The 23,450-nt window shown below is 64.7% G+C and carries 16 protein-coding genes; 12 read left to right on the plus strand and 4 right to left on the minus strand.

The genetic code is table 11. From position 1 onward, the window contains the following. The first annotated feature begins 484 nt into the window (after positions 1-484). Both CGS25_RS05760 and CGS25_RS05765 read left to right on the plus strand, forming a co-directional pair. Entirely contained in the window at positions 485-1,615 is a 1,131-nt protein-coding gene (locus CGS25_RS05760) for a hypothetical protein (protein ID WP_101674889.1), read from the plus strand. A 259-nt stretch (positions 1,616-1,874) separates the two neighbouring features. Next, on the plus strand, positions 1,875-3,455 hold the full coding sequence (locus tag CGS25_RS05765) for a BCCT family transporter (protein ID WP_101674890.1): 1,581 nt from the start codon (positions 1,875-1,877) through the stop codon (positions 3,453-3,455). A 77-nt stretch (positions 3,456-3,532) separates the two neighbouring features. Here CGS25_RS05765 and CGS25_RS05770 read toward each other — a convergent pair whose 3' ends face one another. Then, positions 3,533-4,756 (minus strand): serine hydrolase domain-containing protein, encoded by a 1,224-nt coding sequence (locus CGS25_RS05770; protein WP_101674891.1) that lies wholly within the window; start codon positions 4,754-4,756, stop codon positions 3,533-3,535. A 189-nt stretch (positions 4,757-4,945) separates the two neighbouring features. On the opposite strand from CGS25_RS05770, the gene CGS25_RS05775 reads away from it, so the two are divergent. From CGS25_RS05775 to CGS25_RS05790, 4 genes are all read left to right on the plus strand, one after another. Further along, positions 4,946-5,263, plus strand: coding sequence for a DUF962 domain-containing protein (locus CGS25_RS05775; protein WP_089031483.1), 318 nt, complete (start codon positions 4,946-4,948; stop codon positions 5,261-5,263). Continuing rightward, entirely contained in the window at positions 5,260-5,700 is a 441-nt protein-coding gene (locus CGS25_RS05780) for a group III truncated hemoglobin (protein WP_232802272.1), read from the plus strand. The genes CGS25_RS05775 and CGS25_RS05780 overlap by 4 nt, the downstream gene beginning before the upstream one ends. A 130-nt stretch (positions 5,701-5,830) precedes the next feature. Next, complete coding sequence (locus tag CGS25_RS05785; protein ID WP_198588705.1) at positions 5,831-7,264, plus strand: SLC5/6 family protein; 1,434 nt, start codon at positions 5,831-5,833, stop codon at positions 7,262-7,264. A 1-nt stretch (position 7,265) separates the two neighbouring features. Further along, a complete protein-coding gene (locus tag CGS25_RS05790; protein WP_089031485.1) occupies positions 7,266-8,069 on the plus strand; it encodes a metallophosphoesterase family protein in 804 nt (267 codons plus the stop codon). Positions 8,070-8,311: 242 nt separating this feature from the next. Here the strand turns inward: CGS25_RS05790 and CGS25_RS05795 are convergent, their stop codons facing one another. Further along, positions 8,312-9,523, minus strand: a complete 1,212-nt coding sequence (locus tag CGS25_RS05795) for a CaiB/BaiF CoA transferase family protein (RefSeq protein ID WP_101674893.1) — start codon at positions 9,521-9,523, stop codon at positions 8,312-8,314. Between the two features lie 141 nt (positions 9,524-9,664). On the opposite strand from CGS25_RS05795, the gene CGS25_RS05800 reads away from it, so the two are divergent. The 3 genes from CGS25_RS05800 to CGS25_RS05810 all read left to right on the plus strand — a co-directional run bounded on the left by CGS25_RS05800 (position 9,665) and on the right by CGS25_RS05810 (position 12,590). Further along, positions 9,665-10,474 (plus strand): TrmH family RNA methyltransferase, encoded by an 810-nt coding sequence (locus tag CGS25_RS05800; protein ID WP_101674894.1) that lies wholly within the window; start codon positions 9,665-9,667, stop codon positions 10,472-10,474. Further along, the gene (locus CGS25_RS05805) at positions 10,467-11,132 is read left to right on the plus strand and encodes a 50S ribosomal protein L11 methyltransferase (RefSeq protein WP_101674895.1); all 666 of its coding nucleotides are present in this window, start codon (positions 10,467-10,469) and stop codon (positions 11,130-11,132) included. The genes CGS25_RS05800 and CGS25_RS05805 overlap by 8 nt, the downstream gene beginning before the upstream one ends. A gap of 123 nt (positions 11,133-11,255) precedes the next feature. After that, the gene (locus tag CGS25_RS05810) at positions 11,256-12,590 is read left to right on the plus strand and encodes a DegQ family serine endoprotease (protein WP_101674896.1); all 1,335 of its coding nucleotides are present in this window, start codon (positions 11,256-11,258) and stop codon (positions 12,588-12,590) included. Positions 12,591-12,639: 49 nt separating this feature from the next. Here the strand turns inward: CGS25_RS05810 and CGS25_RS05815 are convergent, their stop codons facing one another. Beyond that, the gene (locus CGS25_RS05815; protein WP_089031490.1) at positions 12,640-14,265 is read right to left on the minus strand and encodes a hypothetical protein; all 1,626 of its coding nucleotides are present in this window, start codon (positions 14,263-14,265) and stop codon (positions 12,640-12,642) included. Positions 14,266-14,378: 113 nt separating this feature from the next. Next, entirely contained in the window at positions 14,379-15,977 is a 1,599-nt protein-coding gene (locus CGS25_RS05820; RefSeq protein WP_089031491.1) for a GMC family oxidoreductase, read from the minus strand. A gap of 64 nt (positions 15,978-16,041) precedes the next feature. On the opposite strand from CGS25_RS05820, the gene CGS25_RS05825 reads away from it, so the two are divergent. The 3 genes from CGS25_RS05825 to CGS25_RS05835 all read left to right on the plus strand — a co-directional run bounded on the left by CGS25_RS05825 (position 16,042) and on the right by CGS25_RS05835 (position 23,446). Then, positions 16,042-16,224 (plus strand): hypothetical protein, encoded by a 183-nt coding sequence (locus tag CGS25_RS05825; RefSeq protein ID WP_101674897.1) that lies wholly within the window; start codon positions 16,042-16,044, stop codon positions 16,222-16,224. A gap of 301 nt (positions 16,225-16,525) precedes the next feature. Further along, the gene (locus tag CGS25_RS05830) at positions 16,526-17,086 is read left to right on the plus strand and encodes an HNH endonuclease (RefSeq protein ID WP_101674898.1); all 561 of its coding nucleotides are present in this window, start codon (positions 16,526-16,528) and stop codon (positions 17,084-17,086) included. A 789-nt stretch (positions 17,087-17,875) separates the two neighbouring features. Beyond that, positions 17,876-23,446: an alpha-2-macroglobulin family protein gene (locus tag CGS25_RS05835; RefSeq protein WP_101674899.1), complete on the plus strand. Its 5,571-nt coding sequence runs from the start codon at positions 17,876-17,878 to the stop codon at positions 23,444-23,446. Positions 23,447-23,450 lie beyond the last annotated feature (4 nt).

A 23,450-nucleotide genomic window follows, 5' to 3' on the forward strand; every position in this document is an offset into this window, starting at 1 on the left:
AAGAAAGTAGGACGCCCAACAGGGCGTCAGCGGCGATGGGAAGTGGATCGGCATTGAGTCAATTCCCGCCCCGCGATTCCGCGGTGACAAATCAGCCCGCTGCCATTTAGTTCAACTCTTTTGCAAAATTTTCAGGTTGATTTGTGTGCCATCGACACTTTGTCAAGTCGGCGGCTTCCCGCCCCTGGCTTCGTTGCGTGGCAATGCGCTGCGAAGCGTTTCGGAAAACCGTCGCGAACCGCGAATATTCTGGATAGCGCCTTTTTTATCGTTGTCACCGTCGCTGAAGGTGTGTGCGTAAGCGCCATGCCATAGCGGCGAAAACGAATCATTCGCGCGTCAAAAAAAGGTGAAAGGCACAGAGAAAATGCCGTGGTTACCATCAATTTCGCGTCTTTTACCAGCGCGATACCGGCATCCGGTGATTTGACTTTATTGGCTCATTCTTTACGCTTTCGTCGAACGAACGACTGGGGAGAAAAGGATGAGAACCCGAATTCTGGCGACACCTTGCGCGGGCTTTGTCGCCGTTGCCGCTTTATGTTCGCCGCTTAGTGCGCACGCCGGTGCCGAGTTGAGTGCCGGTGTCTGGTGGGTGTACCAGAACATCACCGATTCCGACTTCGACGCGCCCGGTTTGAACGAAGATCTGGATAATCACACCGGCGGTAGCTTCGCTGACCCGGCGTTTATTCTGTACGCCGATGATGACGGCAGCCACGGCCCCTGGCATTTCAGCGCGGAAACCCGCATCGGCACGGGTTCATTCACCAACCCCAGCACCAACAATAGCGGCGACTCGTTCGCGGTGCACAAGGCCTGGATCGGCTACGACGTCACCGACAACAGCAGCTTGAAAGTGGGTAAAAGCCAGGTGCCGTTTGGTTGGAAGACGGTCAACTTCTGGCCCGGCGATGGCGTTCAGGGTGGCTACGGCGACCAGATGGACGTCGGCTTGAAGTACAGCGCTGATGCCGGTGATATTCATTATGACGTGGCCTATTACCACCAGGACGACTGGGGCGAGGACAGCACCGACACCTTGGACGACAACGGCCACTGGGGCTCCAGCAGCACCTACCGCAAGATCAAGACCGGGGTGGTCAACCTGGATTGGACCTATATGGAAGGCCACACGGTGGGCGCTTCCTATCAGTACGGCCGCATGCAGGATCTGGCCGAGGCCAACCCCGCCGACCGCGACGACAGCGGCACCCATTACGCCTACGACCTGCACTATGTGTTCGAGAGCGGGCCGTTCGTGGCCAAGTACCGCTACATCAATGCGCGCCGTGACTTCAGCGGTATGGACGCGTTCCTCGCCAGTGCCTCCGCGCCGGTCGATGAGGTGGTGAAAACCCAGCGCCATGTGGGCGAGCTGGGCTACCGCCACAACAGCTGGTTCTATTACATCGACGCCGGCGTGGCGATGACCGACACCAGCGGTAACGATTCCGACGACGCCCAGTACTACGCTCCGGGCGTGCGCTACAACTACGGCCCGGGCTGGATCTACTTCGAATACCTCTGGTCCAACGGCGACATCGACACCAGCGGCGATGTCTACGACTCCGATTTCAAAGCCGCTTACGTTGCCTTTGATTTCTACTTCTGAATAAGCAGAGGGCGGGCCCGGCAGCGGGCCCGACCGCCCCGGCGCTCGCCGGGCCTGCTTCTCTTCGCGCCGGTCAAACCCCGGCGCCATCACAGGACCGGCGCTGACGCCGGCCGGGTTCGGCCTGGATACGCATCCTTGTTGCGCGTTCCATGGCAATGATCCGTATCCACCGAACCAATCAGGCGCGGCCCGCGAGGGCCGGCGCGGAACGGACTATGGGGCCCTGCAATAAGGGGCATCCAATGAGGGTTACCCAATGAGTGTGGAATACGAAACCGACTACGAGGTGGGGCAGGACAACGTCACCATTATGGGTATGGATCTGCACAACCCGGTGTTCTTTATCAGTGCGCTGTTGATCGTGGCGTTCGTGGTTGGCACCTTGATTTTTCCCGACATCGCGCAGCAATCGCTGAACGGCGCCAAGGATTGGGCGATTGAATATTTTGACTGGCTGTTCATGGTCAGCGCCAATATTTTCGTACTGTTTTGTCTGGCGCTGATCGTGTTGCCGGTGGGTAAGATCCGGCTGGGCGGCGCCGACGCCAAACCGGAATTTTCCACCCTGTCGTGGTTCGCGATGCTGTTCGCCGCCGGCATGGGCATCGGCCTGATGTTCTGGAGCGTGGCCGAACCGGTGGGCTACTTCACCGACTGGGCCGGCTCACCGCTGAACGTGGCCGCCAACACCCCCGAAGCCAAGGATCTGGCGCTGGGCGCGGTGATGTACCACTGGGGGCTTCACCCTTGGGCGATCTATGGCGTGGTGGCACTGTCGCTGGCGTTCTTCGCCTACAACAAGGACATGCCGCTGACCATGCGCTCCGCGTTTTACCCGATTCTCGGAGAGCGTTGCTGGGGCTGGGCCGGGCACCTGATCGACACCCTGGCGGTGCTGGCGACCATCTTTGGCCTGGCCACATCGTTGGGTCTGGGCGCCCGCCAGGCCGCCGGGGGGTTGCACTTCTTGTTTGGCACGCCTAATGAACTGAACGTGCAGATCGCCATCGTCGTGGGCGTCACGGCGGTAGCCACCATGTCGGTGGTGCGCGGGCTGGACGGCGGCGTGAAACTGCTCAGCAACCTGAACATGGGGCTGGCGGTATTGCTGCTGCTGTTCGTGATGGTCACCGGGCCGACCCTGCTGATTTTCACCAGCATGGGACAAACGGCGGCGGATTATGCCGCCAACATCCTGCCCTTGAGCAACTGGTTCGGCCGCGAAGACACTGACTTCCTGCACGGCTGGACGGTGTTCTACTGGGCCTGGTGGATTTCCTGGTCGCCGTTTGTCGGCATGTTCATCGCCCGGGTGTCCCGGGGGCGGACGGTGCGTGAATTTCTCACCGCGGTGCTCTTGGTGCCCACCGTGATCACCATTATCTGGATGGCCACCTTTGGCGGCACTGGCCTGGATCAGGTGGCCAATGGCGTGGGCGAACTGGCCGGCGGCATCACCGATGAATCCCTGGCCCTGTTCCAGATGCTCGCCGAGCTGCCTCTGACGGCAATCACGTCGTTGCTGGCGATTATTCTGGTGTTGGTGTTCTTCGTGACCTCTTCGGATTCCGGCTCGTTGGTGATTGATTCGATCACCGCCGGTGGCAAGCTCGACGCGCCGGTGCCCCAGCGGGTGTTTTGGGCGGTGATGGAAGGTCTGATCGCCGGCGCCCTGCTGTACGGCGGTGGCAAGCAAGCATTGAGCGCGCTGCAGGCCGGCGCCGTGACCACCGGTTTGCCGTTCACCATCGTGCTGCTGGTGATGTGCGTGAGCCTTTACAAGGGGCTCTCCGCCGAGCGCAAGCTGCTTAAGCAACAGGGCCTCAGCGGCGCCTGAAACCCCGCGCAATACGGCGGATCACAACCAAGCCCGGCGCCTGCTGCCCGGGCTTCGTTGTGTGCGGCGCGCGCCCATCAGCGCCGGGTCACCCGGTTGATGGTGTGTTGCAAACTGAGCAGCGCTGGCAGATGGGGGCCGATCAGGCCCTTGCCGGTGGTCAGCAGGGCGCCGCTGAGTTTGCGCTGCGGGTCCGCCCAGCAGTAGATGCTGATGAAACCCAGATGGCCAAACGCCCGGGGCGCCGCCGGGCCGAACAGGCTGATGCCGCGGTTGCCGAGCATGAACCCGGCGGAGAAATTCAGCGGCAACATCAGGGTGCGGTCAAAGCGTGGCCGCCGGGACGCCGGTTGCAGCGCCTGGGCCACGGTCTCCTCGCGAAACAGACGCTGGCCATTCCAGACGCCACCATTCAACAACATCTGAAAGAAACGGCTGGCTTCCTCGGCGGTGGCGTAAAGGTTGCCAGCGGGGATCACGGCGTTCTGGAAACGCTCGTCGTTGGTCACGCGCACCACCGCGTCCAGGGTGCCGCCCACCGCGTGGTTAAGAAACAAATCCACCAGTTTCATCGGCATCCCGGTGACCACGTCCCGGGCGCGCTCCGGGCCGGTGCCGCCGTAGGTGAAATAACGCATGCCCATGGGTTGGCGGATCACCCGGTCCAGGGTGGCGTTGAGAGATTCTCCGGTGACCGCTTCCACCACCGCGCCGAGCACGAAGCCGGCGGTAATGGCGTGGTAAGCCTGAGCGCCGAAGGCGGTGGGCCGCGCCGCGCACAGCAGATCAAGAATTTCCCGTGGACGAAACAAAATGTCCGGCTCCACCGGCTGGTCCGGGCGTGGAATGCCGGCGCGATGGGTGAGCAGATGACGCAGCGTGGTGTCGCCTTTGCCCTGTTGGCCGTAGGCCGGCAGATACCGGGTGACCGGGTCGTCCAGGTTGACCAGGCCCTGCTCGACCAGGTGATGCACCAGCATGGCGGTGATGGATTTTGACGCGGAGAACAGGCACACCGGCGTGTTTGGAGTCAGCAAGCGCCCGCTTTCGAGGTCCGCGTAGCCCAGGCCACGGTCCAGGAACACCTGGCCACGGCGGCGCAGGCACAGGCCGATGCCAGGGCTCATGCCGCCCCGGTACAGGGCCTTGGTGGCACGCCAGATCGCTTCGACCCCGGGCTCGCTGAGCGCCGCGTCCCGTGCCGGGCACTCGTCGCCCAGGGTGGTGATGTCGCTGAGGTGGCGGGGGATGGGGGTGCGCTCGGCGCTGAGCAAGCGCCGCACCCGGGGAGCCAGGGCCATACAAGCAGTCCGGTAGTCTCGGTAACCGCCATTGTCCATTGTCACCAGACGTGGACAATGGCCCTGGAGCGCACGCAAACTTCCAGACAGCCTTGGAATGACCCCCGCGACACGGCGGAAAGAGGTGGTTCGCGGGCTGGCAGGGTGATAACAAGAACATCGACAGGGCCACCAAAGGAGGTGACAGCGATGAATACCATCAAACAGTCCGAGTTCCAGAGCTTCGCGGAGTTTTACCCCTACTATCTTCAGGAGCATGGCGATCCCACCTGCCGGCGGCTGCATTTTGTCGGCACTCTGGGCCTGTTCGCGGTGCTTGCCGGCGTGCTGATTACCGGTAACCCCTGGGGCTTGCTGCTGTTGCCGGTGGTGGGTTACGGGTTCGCCTGGGTCGGCCATTACTTCTTTGAACACAACCGGCCGGCCACCTTCAAGCACCCCTGGTACAGCCTGGCCGGCGATTTTGTCATGTTCAAGGACATGCTTACCGGCCGCATTCGCTGGTGAACCGGGTCGGCCATTTCGATCCCGGCGCCACTGCCGAACAGGACCACGGCGCGCCGCCGGGCACGGATCTGGACAACGGCGCCGCTATTGAACGCATGGTGGCGTTGTTCTATGCGCGGCTGCTGGCCGATCCGTTGCTGGCGCCGGTGTTTGTTGATGTGGCGCGAATCGATCTGGACCAGCATTTGCCGGTGATCGCCGCGTATTGGAAAAAGATGCTGCTGGGCGAGCCGGGATATCGGCGTCACATGATGGCCCGGCACCGGGCGGTGCATCAGCGCCAGCCGCTGACCGGCCTGCATCACGAGCGCTGGCTGGGGCACTTCACGGCCACCCTGGACGCCCACTTCCAGGGGCCGCTGACCGACCGCGCGCGGCGCCTGGCGGCGCGCATCATTGATAATTTGTACGCCCAACTAAGCCGGCGGCATGGCTGAAGGGCCGTCATCGTGGCGCTACGATGACGCGGTGTTCGTTAGGCTGGCTAGGCCGTCCCGATGCTTTCTGTAACGCCAGCCCGGTTCGCGCATCCTATCGTTAACGAATAACACAAAGGAGAACCTGCCCTTGTACTGGTCGGTGGTGGCGTTGGGCGTGTATGCCCTGGTGGTGTTGTGGATATCCCCCCGGCGGGTGTCGGTGCGACAGTTCTTCGACGCCAGCTCCGCGGATGGCGCGGCGCCGCGCATCTGGTTGCTGGCGGTGAGCGCCGCGGTGAGCTGGATCATGGCGAAAAGCATCAACAACGCCATTGATCTGTCCGCTGCCTACGGCTTCTGGGGCGGCGCCGGCTACGCTGCCTACTGGCTCAGTTTCATCGTCGCCGGGGTGGTGATCTATGGCCTGCGCACGGCCGGCGGCTACACCTCGTTGACGCAATTTCTCACCCACCGGTATGGGGCCGCCGCCACCAAGGCGTTTCTGGTGGTGATCGTGATCCGTCTGTTCAATGAGGTGTGGTCCAATACCAAGGTCACGGCGTTGTTTTTCGGCACCGAAGGCAGTGGTTTGTATTGGGCGGCGGCCTTGGGTTTCACCGCTTTGACACTGTATTACTCGTGGCGCGGCGGTCTGCGCTCAAGCATTCTCACCGACGGCTTCCAGATGTTGCTACTGGGTGTGCTGGCGGTGCTGGTGGGCATGGTGCTGATCCCCGGCTTCCGTGAGTCCGGCTGGCCGACGGTGGCGTCCGGGCAGGTCACCCCGGCGATGCAGGCCGGCGGCCTGACCTTTCTGGCGCTGGCGTTGGTGCAGATCTTCAGCTATCCGTTCCACGATCCGGTGCTCACCGACCGGGCCTTTATCAATGATCCCGGCCGCATGCTGCGCGCGTTCGTGCTCGCCGGCCTGCTCGGTGGCGGGGTGATCCTGCTGCTCAGTCTGGTGGGCTTGTACGCGCTCAGCGGCGGGCTGGGCTCGGAGCCGTCGGCGATGGTGGCGGTGGCGCGTTCGCTGGGGCTGGGCATGATGCTGATCTTTAACGTGATCATGATGCTCAGCGCCGGCTCCACCCTGGACTCCACGTTCTCCAGCACCGCCAAATTCGCCGCCCGCGACTGGCCGGCCCGCTTCGACGCACCGGACACCGGCCAGGTGCGGCTCGGCCGGCGTGCCATGCTGATCATGGCGTTGCTGGGCAATCTGCCGTTGTTGAGCCTGTACATTGATGGCATTGGCCCGGCGGTGATCGCCGCCACCACCATCAGTGGTACCGCCGTCATGGGCCTGGCGCCGATCTTTATTCTGGCGCGCATGCGCAACGCCAATCCGTTCAGTTTCCACTTCGCGTTCTGGCCCGGCGTGGTGCTCGGGCTGATTAAACTGCTGGAGGATTTTCTTGGCTGGCAGTTGCAACCGGGCTGGATGACCCTGGGTCAGGGCGGCTACGCCACCACGTTGGGCCTGAACGTATACGGCGTGGCCCTGTGCACCCTGGGCTTTCTGGTGGGCAATCGGGTGGGCGTGATGCTGCCGGCCGCCGGGCGGACAACGGAGTCCTGATATGCAGATCTTTCAACTGGAAAAAGTTCACACCCTGGCGTTCATGGGCGGCGCCTACGGCAACCTGGCGGCTTTGGACGCCGCCATCGCCGATGCCTATCTGCAAGGGTGCGAAGCGCTGGTGTTTCTCGGCGACGCCACCGGCTGTTGCGGGCACAGCGAGGAAACCCTGACGCGCATTCGCGAACATTTCGATGTGATTATCGCCGGCAATCACGAACAGGAAGTGGCCGCCGGCTCCGACCATTGCGGCTGCGGTTACAGCGACCCGGAAGACGAACGGCTGGGGTGCCTGGCGCATCAGTATGCGATGCGGACGGTGACCGGCGAGCAGCGTCTGTGGCTGGCCCGGTTACCGGAGAGCGCCCTGTTGAGCGTAGCCGGCCAGCGCTGGCTGATCTGCCATGGCAGCCCCGAGCAAATCAACGAATTCCTCTACGAAAGCGAGCTCGACGATCACCGCCTTGATGATTGGCTGCAGCAGTATGGCTGCCAGGGGCTGGCCTGCACGCACACCGGCCTGCCCTGGGTGCGCAAGCTGACAAGCGGCGTCGCCTTGAACTGTGGCGTCACCGGCAAACCGGATCACGACGGCGACCCGGCGGTGCATTATGCGGTGGTGGAGATTCGCGACGGCCACGCCAACGTGGTGATCCGCCGGGTCGAGTACGATTACGAAAGTTGGGCGTGCCAGTTGGAACAAGAAGGCGTCGACCCGGTGTTCGTGGAGCCGCTGCGCAGCGGCTGGTGGACCACTGGCGTCAGCAGCTTGCCGCAGTGGGAACGCGAACAGCGGAGGCGTTGAACAATCAAGGCGCCAGCGGTAACGGTTTCTGATTGTGTCGGCGCGGGGCGTGCTCCTACAAAAAGACAAACCCCTCTACAGCGCCGCCCTGTAGGAGAGGCCGGGCGGCGTTCCGCCCAGCCAGCGACGTCTTTTGGTCGAATGGCACGCCCCTGTTGCCCGGCACCGGATGGTTTGGGTGGCAAGCGTTCCAAGACCCCCAAGATCGACCGCCTACGCTTGAACGCAAACCAATGCCGCCATCAACCCACCACGCCATCATCACGCAATACACGCACCTCGTCCGCGCTGAGCCCCAATTCGGCGAGCACCGCTTCGGTGTGGCTGCCGGCTTCGCCGCCGGGCCAGCGGGTGCCGCCGGGGGTGCCGGCCAAGCGCGGGGCAAGGGCGGGAATCTTCAGCGGCTTGCCGTTGATCTCGACTTGTTGAAACAGGCCGCGGGCCTGGAAATGCGGGTCCGCGATCATGTCCGCGGCGCTGTAGATCGGGCCACAGGGCACCCGGTTGGCTTCCAGTTTCGCCAACACCTCCGCGCTGGGCAGGGTTTGGCACCAGCGATCGATCACTGTGTCCACTTCCTGTTCGTGCTCGACCCGACCGGCGTTGCTGGCCAGGCGTGGGTCGGTGGCGAGATCGGCGCGGCCGGCGGTTTCCATCAGCCGCTTGAAGATGGAATCGCCGTTGCCGCCGATGATCACGAACTTGCCGTCCGCGCAGCGGTAGGTGTTGGTGGGCACAATGCCGGTTACGGTGGAGCCGGAGGGCTCACGCACCAGGCCGGCGCCGTCGAACTCGGGAATCACCGCTTCGAGCAGATTGAAGACCGATTCGTACAGCGCCACGTCCACCACCTGGCCGCTGCCGCTTTGCTGGCGCGCGAACAGCGCCAGCAGGATACCCAGGGCGGCATGAAGGCCGGCCACCGTGTCGCCCAACGAAAGGTTCGGCCGCACCGGCCGCTCGCCGGGCACGCCGTTGACGTAGCGCAGGCCGCCGATGCCTTCGCACACCGAGGCGTAACCCGGCTTTTGCGCGTAAGGGCCGTCCTGGCCGTAGCCGGAGATGCGCGTGAACACCAGCCCGGGATTGCTGTTTTTGAAACGCTCCGGCCCCAATCCCCAATTCTCCAGGGTGCCGGGGCGAAAGTTTTCGATCACCACGTCGGCGCCGTCGATCAGTTTTGCCGCCAGCGCGCGCCCGCGTTGGTTTTTCAGATCCAGAGTGATCGAGCGCTTGTTGCGGCCAATGCTGCGCCACCAGAACGAGGTGCCACTTTGATCCAGCTTGCGCCAGCCGCGGATCGGGTCGCCACCGGGCGGTTCGATCTTGATCACGTCGGCGCCAAAGTAGGCCAGCAGCGTACCGGCGAACGGGCCGGCGATCAGTTGCCCCAGCTCGATCACGCGCACGCCGGCCAGGGGCAGGGCGCGTTGGGCGTTGTCGTTGGCGCTCATGGCGGCTCCTTCACTCAATGAAAACCGGCGCTCGAAGACGACGGCGGCGATAATTGTGCCATAACCATCGCGCCCCGGCCCTGGCCAGCCTGCTAGAATAAACGGTCTTCACCGCGCCCGCGTTTCCCAGGAGCCCGCCCGATGACCCCGCAACGCTACCAGCGCCTGCGCGCCACTCTGGAGCGCCGCCAGCCGGATCTGGCGGTGATTCTGGAGGGCGTGCACAAGCCGCACAACATCGCCGCCATTCTGCGCACCTGCGACGCGGTGGGGGTGCTCGACGTGCACGCGGTGCTGCCCGACAACCGGGCCCGGCCCGCGGCGCGGCGCGCCATGGAGAACCCGGAGCCGGAAAGCCCGGTGGCCGAGAGCCCGATAACCGAGAGTCCGATAGCCGATAGCCCGATAGCTGAGAGCCCAATAGAAAGCTCGATGGGCTCGCAGCGCTGGAGCAACCTGCATTACCACGACACCGGCCCGTGTGCGGTCAAGGCAACGCAAGCCCAGGGCATGCAGGTGCTGGCCGCGCACTTTGGCGATCAGGCGGTACCGTATCGGGAGATCGATTTCACCCGCCCCACCGCGCTGCTGTTGGGCACCGAGAAGTTCGGCGTCACCGAGGCCGCCGCGCGCGGCGTGGACCAGCACGTGATGATCCCGATGATGGGCATGGTGTCCTCGTTCAACGTCAGCGTGGCGGCCGCCATTATTCTTTCGGAAGCCTGCGAACAGCGGCGCCGGGCCGGGCTGTACCAGCGGCCGGCGTGGCCGGTGAAAGACTCCCGCCAGGTGCTGTTCCGCTGGGCCCACCCGCGCCTGGCACGCCACTGTGAACGGTTCGGCGTCGCCTATCCGGCGCTCAATGAGCACGGCGAGATCGCCGACCCGGGGGCCTTCGATTTCGCGCTCAGCCAGGCGATTCTGCGCCATCAGGGGCGGCCGCATGAGTGACCTCCAGCCGCCGGCGGCGTTGCAGGCGCGCCTTAACCGGCTGCTACCGAAGATCAGACTGCTGGCGACGCCGTTGCCCGCGGTGCCGGAGTTGCGCCTGTGGCTGCTGGATAAGCTGGTCGATGAGCGGCTCGACCAGGACGTCGCCAATGCGCTGATGGAGGCGCCGCCGTATTGGGCTCTGTGCTGGGCGTCCGGGCAGGTGCTGGCGGCCCGTTTGCTGGCCGAACCGTGGCGTGTGCGTGGCCGCCACGTGCTGGACGTGGGCCCCGGCTCCGGGGTGGTGGCGATTGCCGCCGCGCTGGCCGGCGCGGCGTCGGTAACCGCCTGCGATCTGGACGCGGATGCGCTGGCCGCCTGCGCCGCCAACGCGGCACTGAATGGCGTGGCGGTGAGGCTCAGCGATGATCTGGAAGCCTGTTTGCCAGGCTGCGACCTGATCACCGCCGCCGACATTCTCTATGATCGCGACAACCTGCCGTTGCTGGATCGCTTCCGAACAGCGGCGAAGCCGGTGCTGCTGGCGGACTCGCGCATCGCCGATTTGCGCCCCCCGGGGTACCGGCGGCTCGGTGAATGGCCGGCCACCACCTGGCCGGATCTGGGCGAGTCCGGCGAATTCAACCGGGTGCGGGTGTTCGAAACCACATTGGTTTGAATTTCGGAACCCTGCTCCGTGAACCCGGTCGAAGCAGCACCCCACGTTTTCGTGATACAGGAGGAACCGCCCTTGTATGCGCTTATAAAACAACCGGTTGTTGTCGTCTGGGCCTGCGTGCTGATGCTGATGATGGGCTCGGCCCAAGCGGCGCTGCCGTCGCAGACCGCCACTGGCGAACCGATGCCCTCGCTGGCGCCGATGTTGCAGAAAACTTCCCCCGCGGTGGTCAATATCGCCACCGAGACCACCGTTCGCGCCGCCCGCAATCCGTTGCTTGAAGATCCCTTCTTCCGCCGTTTTTTCAATGTGCCCGACCAGCAACAGCAACCCACCCGCCGCGCCATGGCGGCGGGCTCCGGGGTGATCGTCGATGCCGAGCATGGCTACGTGCTCACCAACGCCCATGTGATCGACAACGCGGACAGCATCAAAGTCACCCTGACCGATGGGCGCGAACTGTCCGCCGAGCTGGTTGGCGTGGACAAGGAAGTGGACATCGCCGTGCTCAAACTGGACAAGGCCGAGGACCTGACCGAGATCAAGATCGCCAGTTCGTCCGGTTTGCGAGTCGGCGATTACGTGGTCGCCATCGGCAACCCGTTCGGCCTTGGCCAGACCGTCACGTCGGGCATCGTGTCGGCGCTGGGACGCACCGGCCTGGGCATCGAAGGCTACGAGAATTTTATTCAGACCGACGCCTCCATTAACCCCGGCAACTCCGGCGGCGCGCTGGTCAACCTGCGCGGTGAGCTGGTCGGCGTCAACACCGCGATCATTGCCCCCGCCGGCGGCAATGTGGGCATTGGCTTTGCCATCCCCACCGACATGGCCACCAATGTCATGCAGCAACTGATCGAGCACGGCGAGGTGCGCCGTGGCGTGCTTGGCGTGACCGTGCAGGATCTGACCCCGGAACTGGCGGATGCCTTCAATGTGAAAAAGCAGCGTGGTGTGGTGATCACCAATGTTCTGCCCAAGAGCGCCGCTGAAGAAGCCGGCCTGAAGGCCGGCGATGTGGTGGTGGCGGTGGATGGCATGCCGGTCAACCGCGCCTCGGATCTGCGCAATAAAGTCGGCCTTTCGCCGGTGGGCGAAAAAGTGGAATTGTCGGTGCTGCGCGACAGCAAACGCCGCGATGTGACCGCGGTGATCAGTGAGTCCGGTTCCGACGTGGCCGGTGGCGCCGCCGTGTCCACCCATCTGGATGGCGCGCAACTGCGGGATCTGCGCCCCGGTGAGCTGAACCACGCCGACAAAGGCGTGCTGGTGGAAAACGTGACGCAGAATTCCGCTGCCTGGCGCGCCGGCCTGCGGCGCGGTGACGTGATCATCAACGTTAACCGGGAGCCGGTGGGCAACATGGAGGCGCTGCGCGCTGCTGTAAAGAACAAGGACGATGCCCTGCTGCTGCGCGTGAATCGCAACGGCGGCGTGTTCTTCGTGGTGGTGCGTTAGCCGGCTTGAGCGGGTGTCCGGCGGGCCGGCGGCCCGCCAACGTCCACTTTCAGTTGAGCGGAAAGGCGGTCCAGCCGTCGCTCCAGTCTTCGGCGGCGCCTGGGCGGATCGCCCCCAGGTAGAGCGCCGCCTCGTCCCAGAACTCATCCTGCGGTGGCGTGACCGCGTCCTGTTTGAGAAACAGGGCGCGGTTGCCCGGTGCGAAATCCGGGGTGCTCTGGCTGGTAATGTCGCCGCCGAACAGGGGGTCGGCGCCGAACCGCGCGCCGGCATCGGTCTGGAAAAAGAGCGCTTCGTCCAGCCCGCCGTCATCGTCGGCGTCGCCCTGTTCCGGTTCGAAATAGCTGACGCCACGCGCGCCAATATCATTGATCGCCAGCCCCTGGAAGGTTAACCGGCCATTGCGCAGGTTGGCGACCGTGGCCCGGTCGCGCAGGTCGATGGCCTCGCCGGAAAAACCCTGTATCAGCAGATTGTGGAAATGGCCGCCGGTGCCTTCGCGCAGTGTCATGGCTCGGTGATGGCGGGCGTGGCTGCGTGGGCTGACCAGGGTGACGTTGTACATCACCGGTTCGGACATCGGTTCGGCGCCGTGCCGGTCGCCGTTGTTGTCCGCTTCGAAGGCGTTGTCGCCACTGTCGGCGTATTGCTGGGCGATCAGGAACTGCACCCGGCCTCGCCAGCCCCAGTCCCAATCCAGGGAATCGTCGCCGGCGCCGCTGATCAGAATATTGCGCAAGTCGGCGCTGCCGCCGAACAATTCGATGCCGTCATCCAGGGAGCGGTGCACCTGCACGTGGCGGACGATGGTGCCGCTGCCACAGGCGCCCAGGGTCAGGCCGTTGAGTTCGTTGTCGGCGTACACTTCAAAGCCGGCGAACTCAATGCGCGCGTATTCCAGCACACCGCAGCTTCCATTGGCGTCGTTGCCTCCGAAAGCCCCGTTCGGGTCGTTGTCCGCGACGCCCTCGATCTGGGCGTTTTCCACATTCACCGGCGCTGAACCCAGCAGCACCAGGCCGCCCCAGTCACCGGCGGCGCGCGTGCCCACCGGCTGGGCGCTGGTGAACACCACCGGCGCCTGGGCGGTGCCGGCGGCGTGCAGGCGGGCGCCCCGGGTAATCACAAGAGCGGAGCCGGGACGACCTTCAATGCGCGTGCCGGGCTCGATGGTCAGCGTGCCCGATGCCTGAACGTAGACGATGCCGTCCAAAACCCAGGTGCGATCCGCTCCCCAATGGTGCGCGCCGGTGAGTGGCCCGGTGACCAGTTGCCGGCCGGCCAGCAAACCATTCAACGGCGCGGAGAAGCGCACACCGATCACCGCCACCACCACCAGACCCGCCGCCAGTAGCCAGGGCCACCGCCGCCGGGCTGATGCGGGTGTGTCCGGTGTGGCGGTGGGACGGGCCGGATCGGCGGCTCCGGTGTCGCGACTTTTATGCAGCAAACGGCCGTGCTGATTGACCTGTTTTAATTGCTTGCCCAGCTCGCGAATATGAACGTGTTCGCTGGCCAGTGCCTGCTCGATGATCTCCGAGCGATACTCGGAGTCGTTGAGCAGCGTATTGAAATGAATAAACCGGAGTGTGCCGCCACCGGCCTGGTCGTAGTTCTGCTTGAGTTGCCAAAGCAGTTCCACCAATCGCGCACGTGGTGATGTCGCGCCGCTCATGCCTGCCCCTCCCCAACTGCGCTCCCCTTTGCAGGGCGATAGTGTGGGAGGGGCAGGTTACAGTGGCATGACGCCGCGATCCTGATGCGGGCCGGGTCCTGTTGGGCGTTGCGTTATGGCGCCAGGCCGAGGATCTTGTCCGCCGCTTTTTCCGCGATCATGACCGTGGGCGCGTTGGTGTTGCCGCCGATCAGCGTCGGCATGATCGAGGCGTCCACCACGCGCAGCCCTTCCAGGCCATGCACTTTCAGATCCGCGTCCACCACCGCCTGGTCATCGTTGCCCATCTTGCAGGTGCCCACCGGGTGGTAGATGTTGTCGCATTTTTCGCGCAAAAAGCCGCGAATCTGCTCGTCGCTTTGCACCTGTTCGCCGGGAAAGATCTCCGTGCCGCGCCAGGGCGCCAGGGCTTCCTGGGCCATGATGCCGCGCATTGCCTTGACGCCACGCACCATGCCTTCCATGTCGTCCGGATGCTCCAGGAAACGGGGGTCGATCAAAGCCGGCGAGCGCGGATTGGCGTCGCGCAGGGTGATGCTGCCCCGGCTTTTCGGCCGCAGAATGCAGACATGCCCGGAATAACCGTGACCAATGCTGAAGGTCCAGTTGAGCCCGTGGTTGTCGAGTTTGGCGGCGGTCAGATGCAGCTGCAGATCCGGGATCGGCTCCTCCGGCCGGGATTTAATAAAGCCACCGGCCTCCGCCACGTTGGAGGTGAGCTGGCCGTTGCGGCGGTAGAAGAAATCCCACACGCCTTTCAGCCCGTTGGTGGGCAATTCCCACGGCGACAGGGTCAGGGTGTCTTTCTTCAGGTTGCGGTGCACCACCAGCACGTCCGGATGATCCTGAAGGTTTTCCCCCACGCCGGGCAATTCGTGGACCTGATCGATGCCGTGCCCGGCCAGCTCGGCGCCGGCGCCGACCCCGGACAGCTTGAGCAACTGCGGCGAGTTGATGCTGCCGCCACACAGCAGTACTTCACCGGCTTCCAGGGTTTGTCGCTCGCCCTTGTGTTCCACTTCCACGCCGGTGGCCCGCTTGCCTTGGAAGCGTATCCGGTGCGCCAGGGTGTCGGTCATGATGGTCAGATTGGGGCGTTCCAGAGCCGGGTGCAGATAGGCGCGTGCCACGCCGCAGCGCTCGCCGTCTTTCTGGTTCACCTTGTACAGGCCGACCCCCTCCTGCACATCGTTATTGAAATCGTCGGTGCCCGGATAGCCGGCCTGCACCCCGGCGCGCACGAAGCCCTCGCTGACCGGATGACGGAACCGGAGCTCCGCCACGTTGAGGCGGCCGTGGGTGCCATGAAAGGCGTTTTCGCCGGGCTCGTAGTGCTCCGAGCGCTTGAAGATCGGCAACACGTCCTGGTAGCCCCAGCCGTCGTTGCCCAGCTCCGCCCAGTGGTCGTAATCCCAAGGGTGGCCGCGCGTGTAACACATGGCGTTCACCGCCGAGGAGCCGCCCAGGGTCTTGCCCCGTGGGATATAGATCTGGCGATTGTTGAGCGCCTTCTGCGGTACCGTGTAGTAACGCCAGTTGCGCGAGTTCGAACGCATCAGAAGAATGATGCCGGCGGGCACGCGGATGAACAGACTGTTGTCCGGTGGCCCGGCTTCGATCAGACAAACCCGGGTATTGGGGTTTTCCGTCAGCCGGTTGGCCAGCACGCAGCCGGCGGAGCCGGCGCCGACGATCACATAATCAAACTGCATGGCGCACGCCTTTGTCAGATTTATTCGAGAGATCCGGGCTCACGGGGCAAAGAGGGCAATAGCCGTGCAATGCTCACTCCGTGGCCTTGGCCGGGCCCAGTATATAATCCGTATCACCGCGCTGTTATTGACCCTGGGGGCCGCCGCGCCGGCTCTCGGCGACACCTCATCGTGGCCGGCGCGCGAGGAACAAAGCAAGGCGGGCGATGAATTTACCGCCCGCGTGTACGTGATTCGCGAATCCTGACCGGCGTGTTGGCCGAAGCTTGCTACCGGTTGCCGGCCTTCGGTGCCACGGCCGACCGATAAAAGGCCAATGGTTGCGAAGCGAAGCCCGCGCTGTATATGATTTGAGCAGCTCAAATCCGGAGGGCGCCGCGCCTTCCGCCTGTTTTGTGATTAGCCGATCGCGGTCGTTTAATCACAGATCAGGGCCCGCGCCGCGCGCACACCTCCGCCGCGCCTTATGTCGCCCATCGCGGAATCGTCACGCACAGGTCATGTCCCCGTCACGGCGGGGTTGGAGATTGGAAACCGCGAGGTTGCCGATGAGCGAACGCATTCTGCGATTGGATAAAGCCGGAACACCGGTGGAATGGCTGGATTGGCAAGCCGCCGCGGTGCTCTACGCGCGTGGTCTGGTCACCTGGACCCTGGGCGATGTGATCTATCGCCTGCAGGGTGGCATCAGCCGCTTTACCGGTGATCGCTCCCGCTTGCAGTTGCATTCGATCATCGCCTGTGAGGGCCTGGCCAGCCCGCGCCGCCGTACCCTTGCACCGCTGACCAACCGCGCGCTGTTCCGCCGCGATCAGCACCTGTGCCTGTATTGCGGCAAACCGTTTCCCGAATCCAGGCTTACCCGCGATCACATTCGCCCCACCTCACGCGGCGGCAAGGACCACTGGCTGAACGTGGTCGCCGCCTGCCGGCGCTGTAACCAGCACAAGGGCAATCGCCTGCTGGAAGAGATCAACATGGACCTGATGGCGCTGCCCTATGTGCCGAACATGGCCGAGTATCTGGCGCTGATTAACAGCCATCGCATTCGTGGTGATCAGATGGAGTTCTTGCGCAATCAGTTTGGTAAGGACAGTCGGTTGCTTTGACGCGGGATGGCGACAAGCCGCAAGCCGCAAGCCAAAAAACTCCGGCTGAAATCGGAAGGGTTGGGCGCTTTGCTGTTCGGCTGTCGCTTGTCAGAAACTGCGCTGCGCTCTTGCGTTCGGGTTAAAACCCGACATCAAAAAAAACGGCGCCCAGAGGACGCCGATGAATCGTTTGGCTCGGGAGAGCTATCACGGAGTAAAACTCCGGAGCCGACGGATGGGACCTCGTCGACACAAGAAGTATCTCTGTGACCGGGTTCAAAAACATTCGCTGTACAGACGTGCACAGCGGGGCCCGGTGGTCAATTGTTGGGCACGAACCCCCGCAGCGCGGTCCTTTGACGATGCTCGGGAGGTCGCTCTGGTGTTTTCGGAATGCCCGATCAACGCTTTTTTTCTTTGGTTAGGCAGGCGCTGACGCACTCCGAAAGAGGGGTGGGGTTCTCTGACTGATCAGTCGCAAAGCCACGCGGCACAAGACCTGGCCGATCGGATCATCGGTTGGTGGCCGGCTTGCCGAGGGCGCGCACGGGTCGGCCGGGCTCGCCGACGATCCGAGCGCGTGGACCGGGGGGCCAGCGTCCGACCCGGCGCCCGGCCCGGCAAAAAAGGGGACAGATAAAAGAGGAAAAGTGAGCATGTGTACACTTAGTGGCAAGAGCGGCCCGCTGTCCGCCGTGGGTTGCCGTCAGGCGATTTTTGCAAGCGGCATCCGATAACCCCGTGGGCCAATTGTGCTACCTTTTTGCCTTTGTGCTTCCCCTCCACAACGATAAGGCGACCAAAGGAATGCGAAGCTTCGTTCTCGGCCTGGCCCTGCTGACATTGCTGCTGAGCGGCTGCGATCCGGCTCCCGAACCGCCCGCCAGTGAGACCCAGGCGGCGCAGCCGCCGCCGACGGAGCCAGTGACCCGTGTTGATGATCGCTGGCTGGAGCATCTCGAGAGCTACCCGCGCGGCGAGGTGAGCGCCCGCGCGCCCCTGGTGGTGCGCTTTAATCATCCGGTGGTGGATCAGAGCGCGGTGGGCAAACCCGCCAAAGGGGTGGCGCGGCTGACCCCGGCGCCGCCGTTCGAGGCTGTGTTCACCGCGCCCGAGGTCTTGGAAATCCGGCCCCGTGAGCCGTTGCCGGCGGCGCGCGCGATTCAGCTGACCCTTTATCCACAGGCCTTTTCCGGTATTGATGACAGTCTGCCGCCGTTGCAAAGCCGCGTTGCGGTGATCAAGCAGCAACTGGCGGTGAGAGTGGACGCGCTGGCCCCTGCCGATGATGACACCATGGTTCTGCGCGGGCGCCTGGAGAGCCGCGACCGGGCCGACGCCGGGCCGCTGGAAAAAACCCTGAGTGCCGGCCAGGGCGAGCGCGCCTTGAATATTGAATGGCGCCACGACGCCGCCGGCCTGAGCCACGATTTCACCGTCACCGGTATCGAGCGCTCTGATCAGGCTCCGCCGGTGCGGCTGCGCTGGAACGGCGAGCCGTTGGGCGTGGCGGAGCAGGGCGAACATCAATACCCGGTGCCGGCGGCCGGGCAATTCGCGGTCACCACGGTGCGCACGGTGGGGTACCCGCAGCCGCATTTGCAGGTGCAGTTTTCCGAAGCGCTGATGGGTGATCAGAACACCGCCGGGCTGGTCACCGTGAACGGCGCCGATGCGCGCGTACGCATTGATGGCAGCCGGCTGCTGGTTTATCCGCCGGCTCCGACCGGCGATGACCATGCCGACGGCGATGACGCGCTCACGTTGAAGATCGCCGCCGGGTTGCGCAGCGCTTCGCGGGCTCGCCTGGAAACCCCCTATCAGCGCGCGTTTACCCTGAGCCTGGCCAAACCGGGCGTGCGCTTCGTTGGCGAGGGCTCGATCCTGCCCAACGGCAAGACGCTGAGTGTGCCGTTCGAGGCGGTGGCCACGCGGGCGGTGCAGGTGCAGGCGTTCGAGATTTTCGAGAACAACATCACCCGCTATCTGCAAAACCACTCGCTGGCCGGTGACTATCCGGATACCTCCAGTGGCCGTTATCTGTGGCAGAAAACCCTGACCCTGCCGCCCGATGGCGACGGCGATTGGCACCGCTACCGGCTCGACCTGAGCGAACTGATGGCGCGCCACCCGAACGGGCTGGTGTTGCTGACCCTGAAGGTGGACGCCAGCGCCATCAACTATCAGTGCCCCGGCGACGCGCCGGCCTATCGCGCCGAACTGCCGGACGATTACGAAGGCCCGGGCCAGGAAGAGCAGGGCGCCGATCGCCTGGCCAGCTACTACCGCGACGCCGGTTACCTGAGCTGGCGCGACCGTGACGACCCCTGCGCGGACGCCTATTACGCCTACAACGACCGGGTCGAATCCAGCCGCGCTTTTCTCGCCTCGAACCTGGGCTTGATCGCCAAGCGCGGCGAAAACGACCATCTCACCGTGATCGCCACCGAACTGGACAGCAACCGCGCCGCCGCCGACGTCAAAGTGGCGGTCTACAATTTTCAGCACCAGCGCATCGGCGATGGCGTCACCAACAGCAGCGGCGAAACCACCCTGGCGCTTTCCGGCACACCGTTCTACCTGGTCGCTCGCCAAGGCGATGACCGTGGCTATCTGAAACTGGCGCGCAATCTGGCGTTGCCCACCAACCAGTTCAACACCGGCGGTGAACGGGTTCGCGAAGGTCTTAAGGGGTTTTTCTACGGCGAGCGTGACGTCTGGCGCCCGGGCGACGATATCCATCTGACGTTCGTGTTGGGCGATCCGCGCAACCGCATTCCCGATGACCACCCGCTGACCCTGGATTGGTTCGACCCCCGTGGCAACAAGGTGGCCAGCTACAGCAATGACAAACCGGTGGGCCAGTTTTACGCCTTTACTCTGAAGACCTCGGAAGACGCCCCCACCGGCAATTGGCGGGCGGTGGCGCGCATCGGCGAGCGTTATTTCGACACCAGCCTGCGGGTGGAGGCGATCAAACCCAATCATCTGAAGATCGATTTGCAGACCGCCGACACCCTGAACAGCGGCGACAACCCGGTCACACTGCACGCGCAATGGCTCAATGGCGCCCGCGCCGGCGGCCTCAAGACGGACGTGAAAGCACGGCTGGTGACTCGCGCCACCCGTTTCCAGGGGTACGATGGTTTTGTCTTCGACGATCCCACCCGGGCCTTGCAGGCGGAGCCGTTCACCGCCTTCGAGGGCACGCTGGACAACGCCGGTGACGCCCGTTTCCCATTAACGGTGCCGGACATTACACCGCCGGGCATGGTCAGCGCCTTTGTCACCACCCGGGTGTTTGAAAACAGCGGCGATTACAGCACCCAGATTCGCAGCCTGGCGGTGGCGCCCTACCAGCACTGGGTGGGCCTGCGCGTGCCCAAGGGCAGCGGCTGGGGCGATTCCCTGGGCCGCGACAAAGACCACGAAATCGGCTTTCTGACCCTCAACGGCGACGGCAAGCCGGAAGCCGGGCGAGCGTTGACGTTGAGCGTGTACCGCATTGACTGGCGCTGGTGGTGGGACCAAGGCAGCGACAATCTGACCAGTTTCATCAGCGACCCGCACACCGAAAAGCTCAGCGAAACCCGCCTCACCAGCGATGCTCAGGGCCGTGCCGAGTGGACGTTGAAAGGGCAGGATTATGAATGGGGCCGGCACCTGCTGCGGGTCTGTGAAGCCGATGGCGACCATTGCAGCGCCCAGGCGGTCTATCTGGGCTGGAGCGGAGATCGAGGCGCCGGTGGCGACGCCGCTACCCGGCTGGCGCTGTCCACCGATAAAGACCAGTACCAGGTCGGCGAAACCGCCCGCGTGCAAGTGCCGGTGAGCGGCGCCGGGCGGCTGCTGGTGAGCCTGGAAAACGGCGCGCGCATGCTCAAGCACTATTGGGTCAAAGTGCCCGGTGAGCGCGAAACGCTGACCCTGGAGGTGCCGGTCAGTGCCGACATGGCGCCGAACGTGTACGTGCACGTGACGCTGCTGCAACCGCACAGTGGCCGCGATAACGACCGGCCGATCCGCCTTTACGGTATCGCCCCGCTGATGGTGGACGACCCGGCCACGCGCCTGACGCCAACCCTGAAGGCACCCGCCGAGGTCCGCCCGCAAAGCACCCTGGCGGTGAGCGTGGCCGAGAAACAGGGGCGGCCGATGACCTATACCCTGGCGGTGGTCGACGAGGGCCTGCTGGGGATCACCAACTTCGCCACCCCGCGTCCCCACGACGCCTTTTACCAGCGCGAGGCGCTGGGCGTGTTGACCTGGGATCTGTTCGATCAGGTGGTGGGCGCCTACGGCGGCCAGTTGGATCAGCTGCTGGCACTGGGCGGCTCCGACGCGCTCCAGGATGGCAAAGAGAAGCAGCGGCGGCGCTTCCCGCCGGTGGTGCGTTTTCTGGGGCCGTTCCAGCTCGCCAAGGGCGAAACCCGGCAGCACCAGATCGAGTTGCCCGCCTACATGGGCCAGGTGCGCGTGATGGTGGTGGCCGGCGACGGCCGCGCCTACGGCCACGCCGACCAAGACGTCACCGTGACCCAGCCGCTCACCCTGCTGGCGACCCTGCCCCGGGTGCTGGGCCCCGGTGAGCGGCTGGATCTGCCGGTGACGGTGTTCGCCACCACGCCGGAGATCAACACGGTCACTTTGACGGCGCAGGCGCAGGCGCCGGTGAGCGTCACCGACGGCGAGGCCACGCTCACCTTCAGCGAGCCCGGGGACGACATCGCCCGGCTCGGGCTGAGCACCGGCGACGGCGTGGGCAGCGCGGCGGTGACGGTGAGCGCCGCCGCCGGCGACCACCACGCCAGCGAAACCGTCAACATTCCGGTGCGCGCGCCCAACCCGCCGACCACTCGAGAGACGGCAAAACTGCTGGAGGCGGGCGCCAGCGCCACGCTCAAGGCGGTGCCGCACGGCATCGCCGGCACCAACCGCACCTGGCTGACGGTCAGCAGCCTGCCGGCGATGGGGCTGGAGCGGCGCCTGGATTATCTGATGGCGTACCCGCACGGCTGCATCGAGCAGACGGTCTCGTCGGTGTTCCCGCAGTTGTATCTCAATCGCCTGGTGGCGCTGGACCCGGGGCAACAAGAGCAGGTTCAGCGCAACGTGGACGCCGGCATTCAGCGCCTGCGGCGCTTTCAGCTCAGCGACGGCGCCTTCAGTTATTGGCCCGGCAGCGGCCAGGCCAGCGATTGGGGCGGTTCCTACGCCGGTCATTTTCTGCTTGAGGCACGCCGCCTGGGGTACGCGGTGCCCGACGATCTGATCGCGCCGTGGCTGGAGTATCAGCGCCGCGTTGGCCAGAGCCCCGGGCAGTATCCGTGGGAATGGTCGGCCCAGGCCTATCGTCTGTACACCCTGGCGCTCGCCGGTGAGCCGGAAGTGGGCGCCATGAACCGCCTGCGCGAGGCGCTTGATGCCGGGCTCAAGGACAGCCGTCACGGCGCCGCCGGCTATTACGCCAGCCGTTGGCTGCTGGCCGCCGCCTACCAGCAGATGGGCCTGGTGGACGTGGCCGGCACGCTGATCCAGGGGGCCGGCGATCCGGTCGCCTACGCCCGCCCTGGCCCCACCTACGGCTCCACCCTGCGCGATCAGGCCATTGAGCTGCGCGTGCGCGACGCGCGCGGCGACAGTGAAGGCGCCTGGCGCACCGCCCGGGCGGTGGCCGGGCAACTCGCCTCGCGGCAGTGGTATTCCACGCAAAGCACCGCCTGGGCGCTGATGGCGATGGCGCGCTTCGCCGGTGGACAAGACGGCGAGCAGGGCTACTCGTTCGCCTGGCGTCAGGGCCAGGGTGATTGGCAGAGCATCACCAGCCAGGCGCCGCTGTTCAGGCAGGCGCTGGAGCTGGCGGAGCAGGGTAGCGACATCGAAATTCGTAACGACAGTGAGCGGCGCCTGTTCGGCACCGTGACCACGGTGGGCACCCCCGCGCCGGGCCATGAACAGGCGACCAGCCAGGGCCTCGGCCTGAACGTGCGCTTCCAATCGCTGGACGGCAAAACCCTGGACCCGGCGCGCCTGCCCCTGGGCACGGATTTCTCCGCCACGGTCACGGTCACCAACCGCAGCGGCCATGCCCTGGAAAACCTCGCCCTGACCCAGGTGATGCCGTCCGGCTGGCAGATCGGCGAGAGCCGTCTGGCCGGCGACCAACAGGCGGCGCCCCTGGATTACCGGGATGTCCGTGACGACCGGGTGCTGAGCTACTTTTCGCTGGCCGCCGGCGAGAGCCGCCAATATACGGTCAGCCTGAATGCCTCGTTCGCCGGGCGCTTCTACCTGCCCGGCTGGCAGGTGGAAGCGATGTACGACGGCGCGGTGCGCGCTCTGAGCGCGGGCAAGTGGGTGGAGGTAAGCGGCGATTAAACGG

Origin of the sequence: Alloalcanivorax mobilis, assembly GCF_002864685.1 — a bacterium.
Taxonomy (GTDB): Bacteria; Pseudomonadota; Gammaproteobacteria; order Pseudomonadales; family Alcanivoracaceae; genus Alloalcanivorax; species Alloalcanivorax mobilis.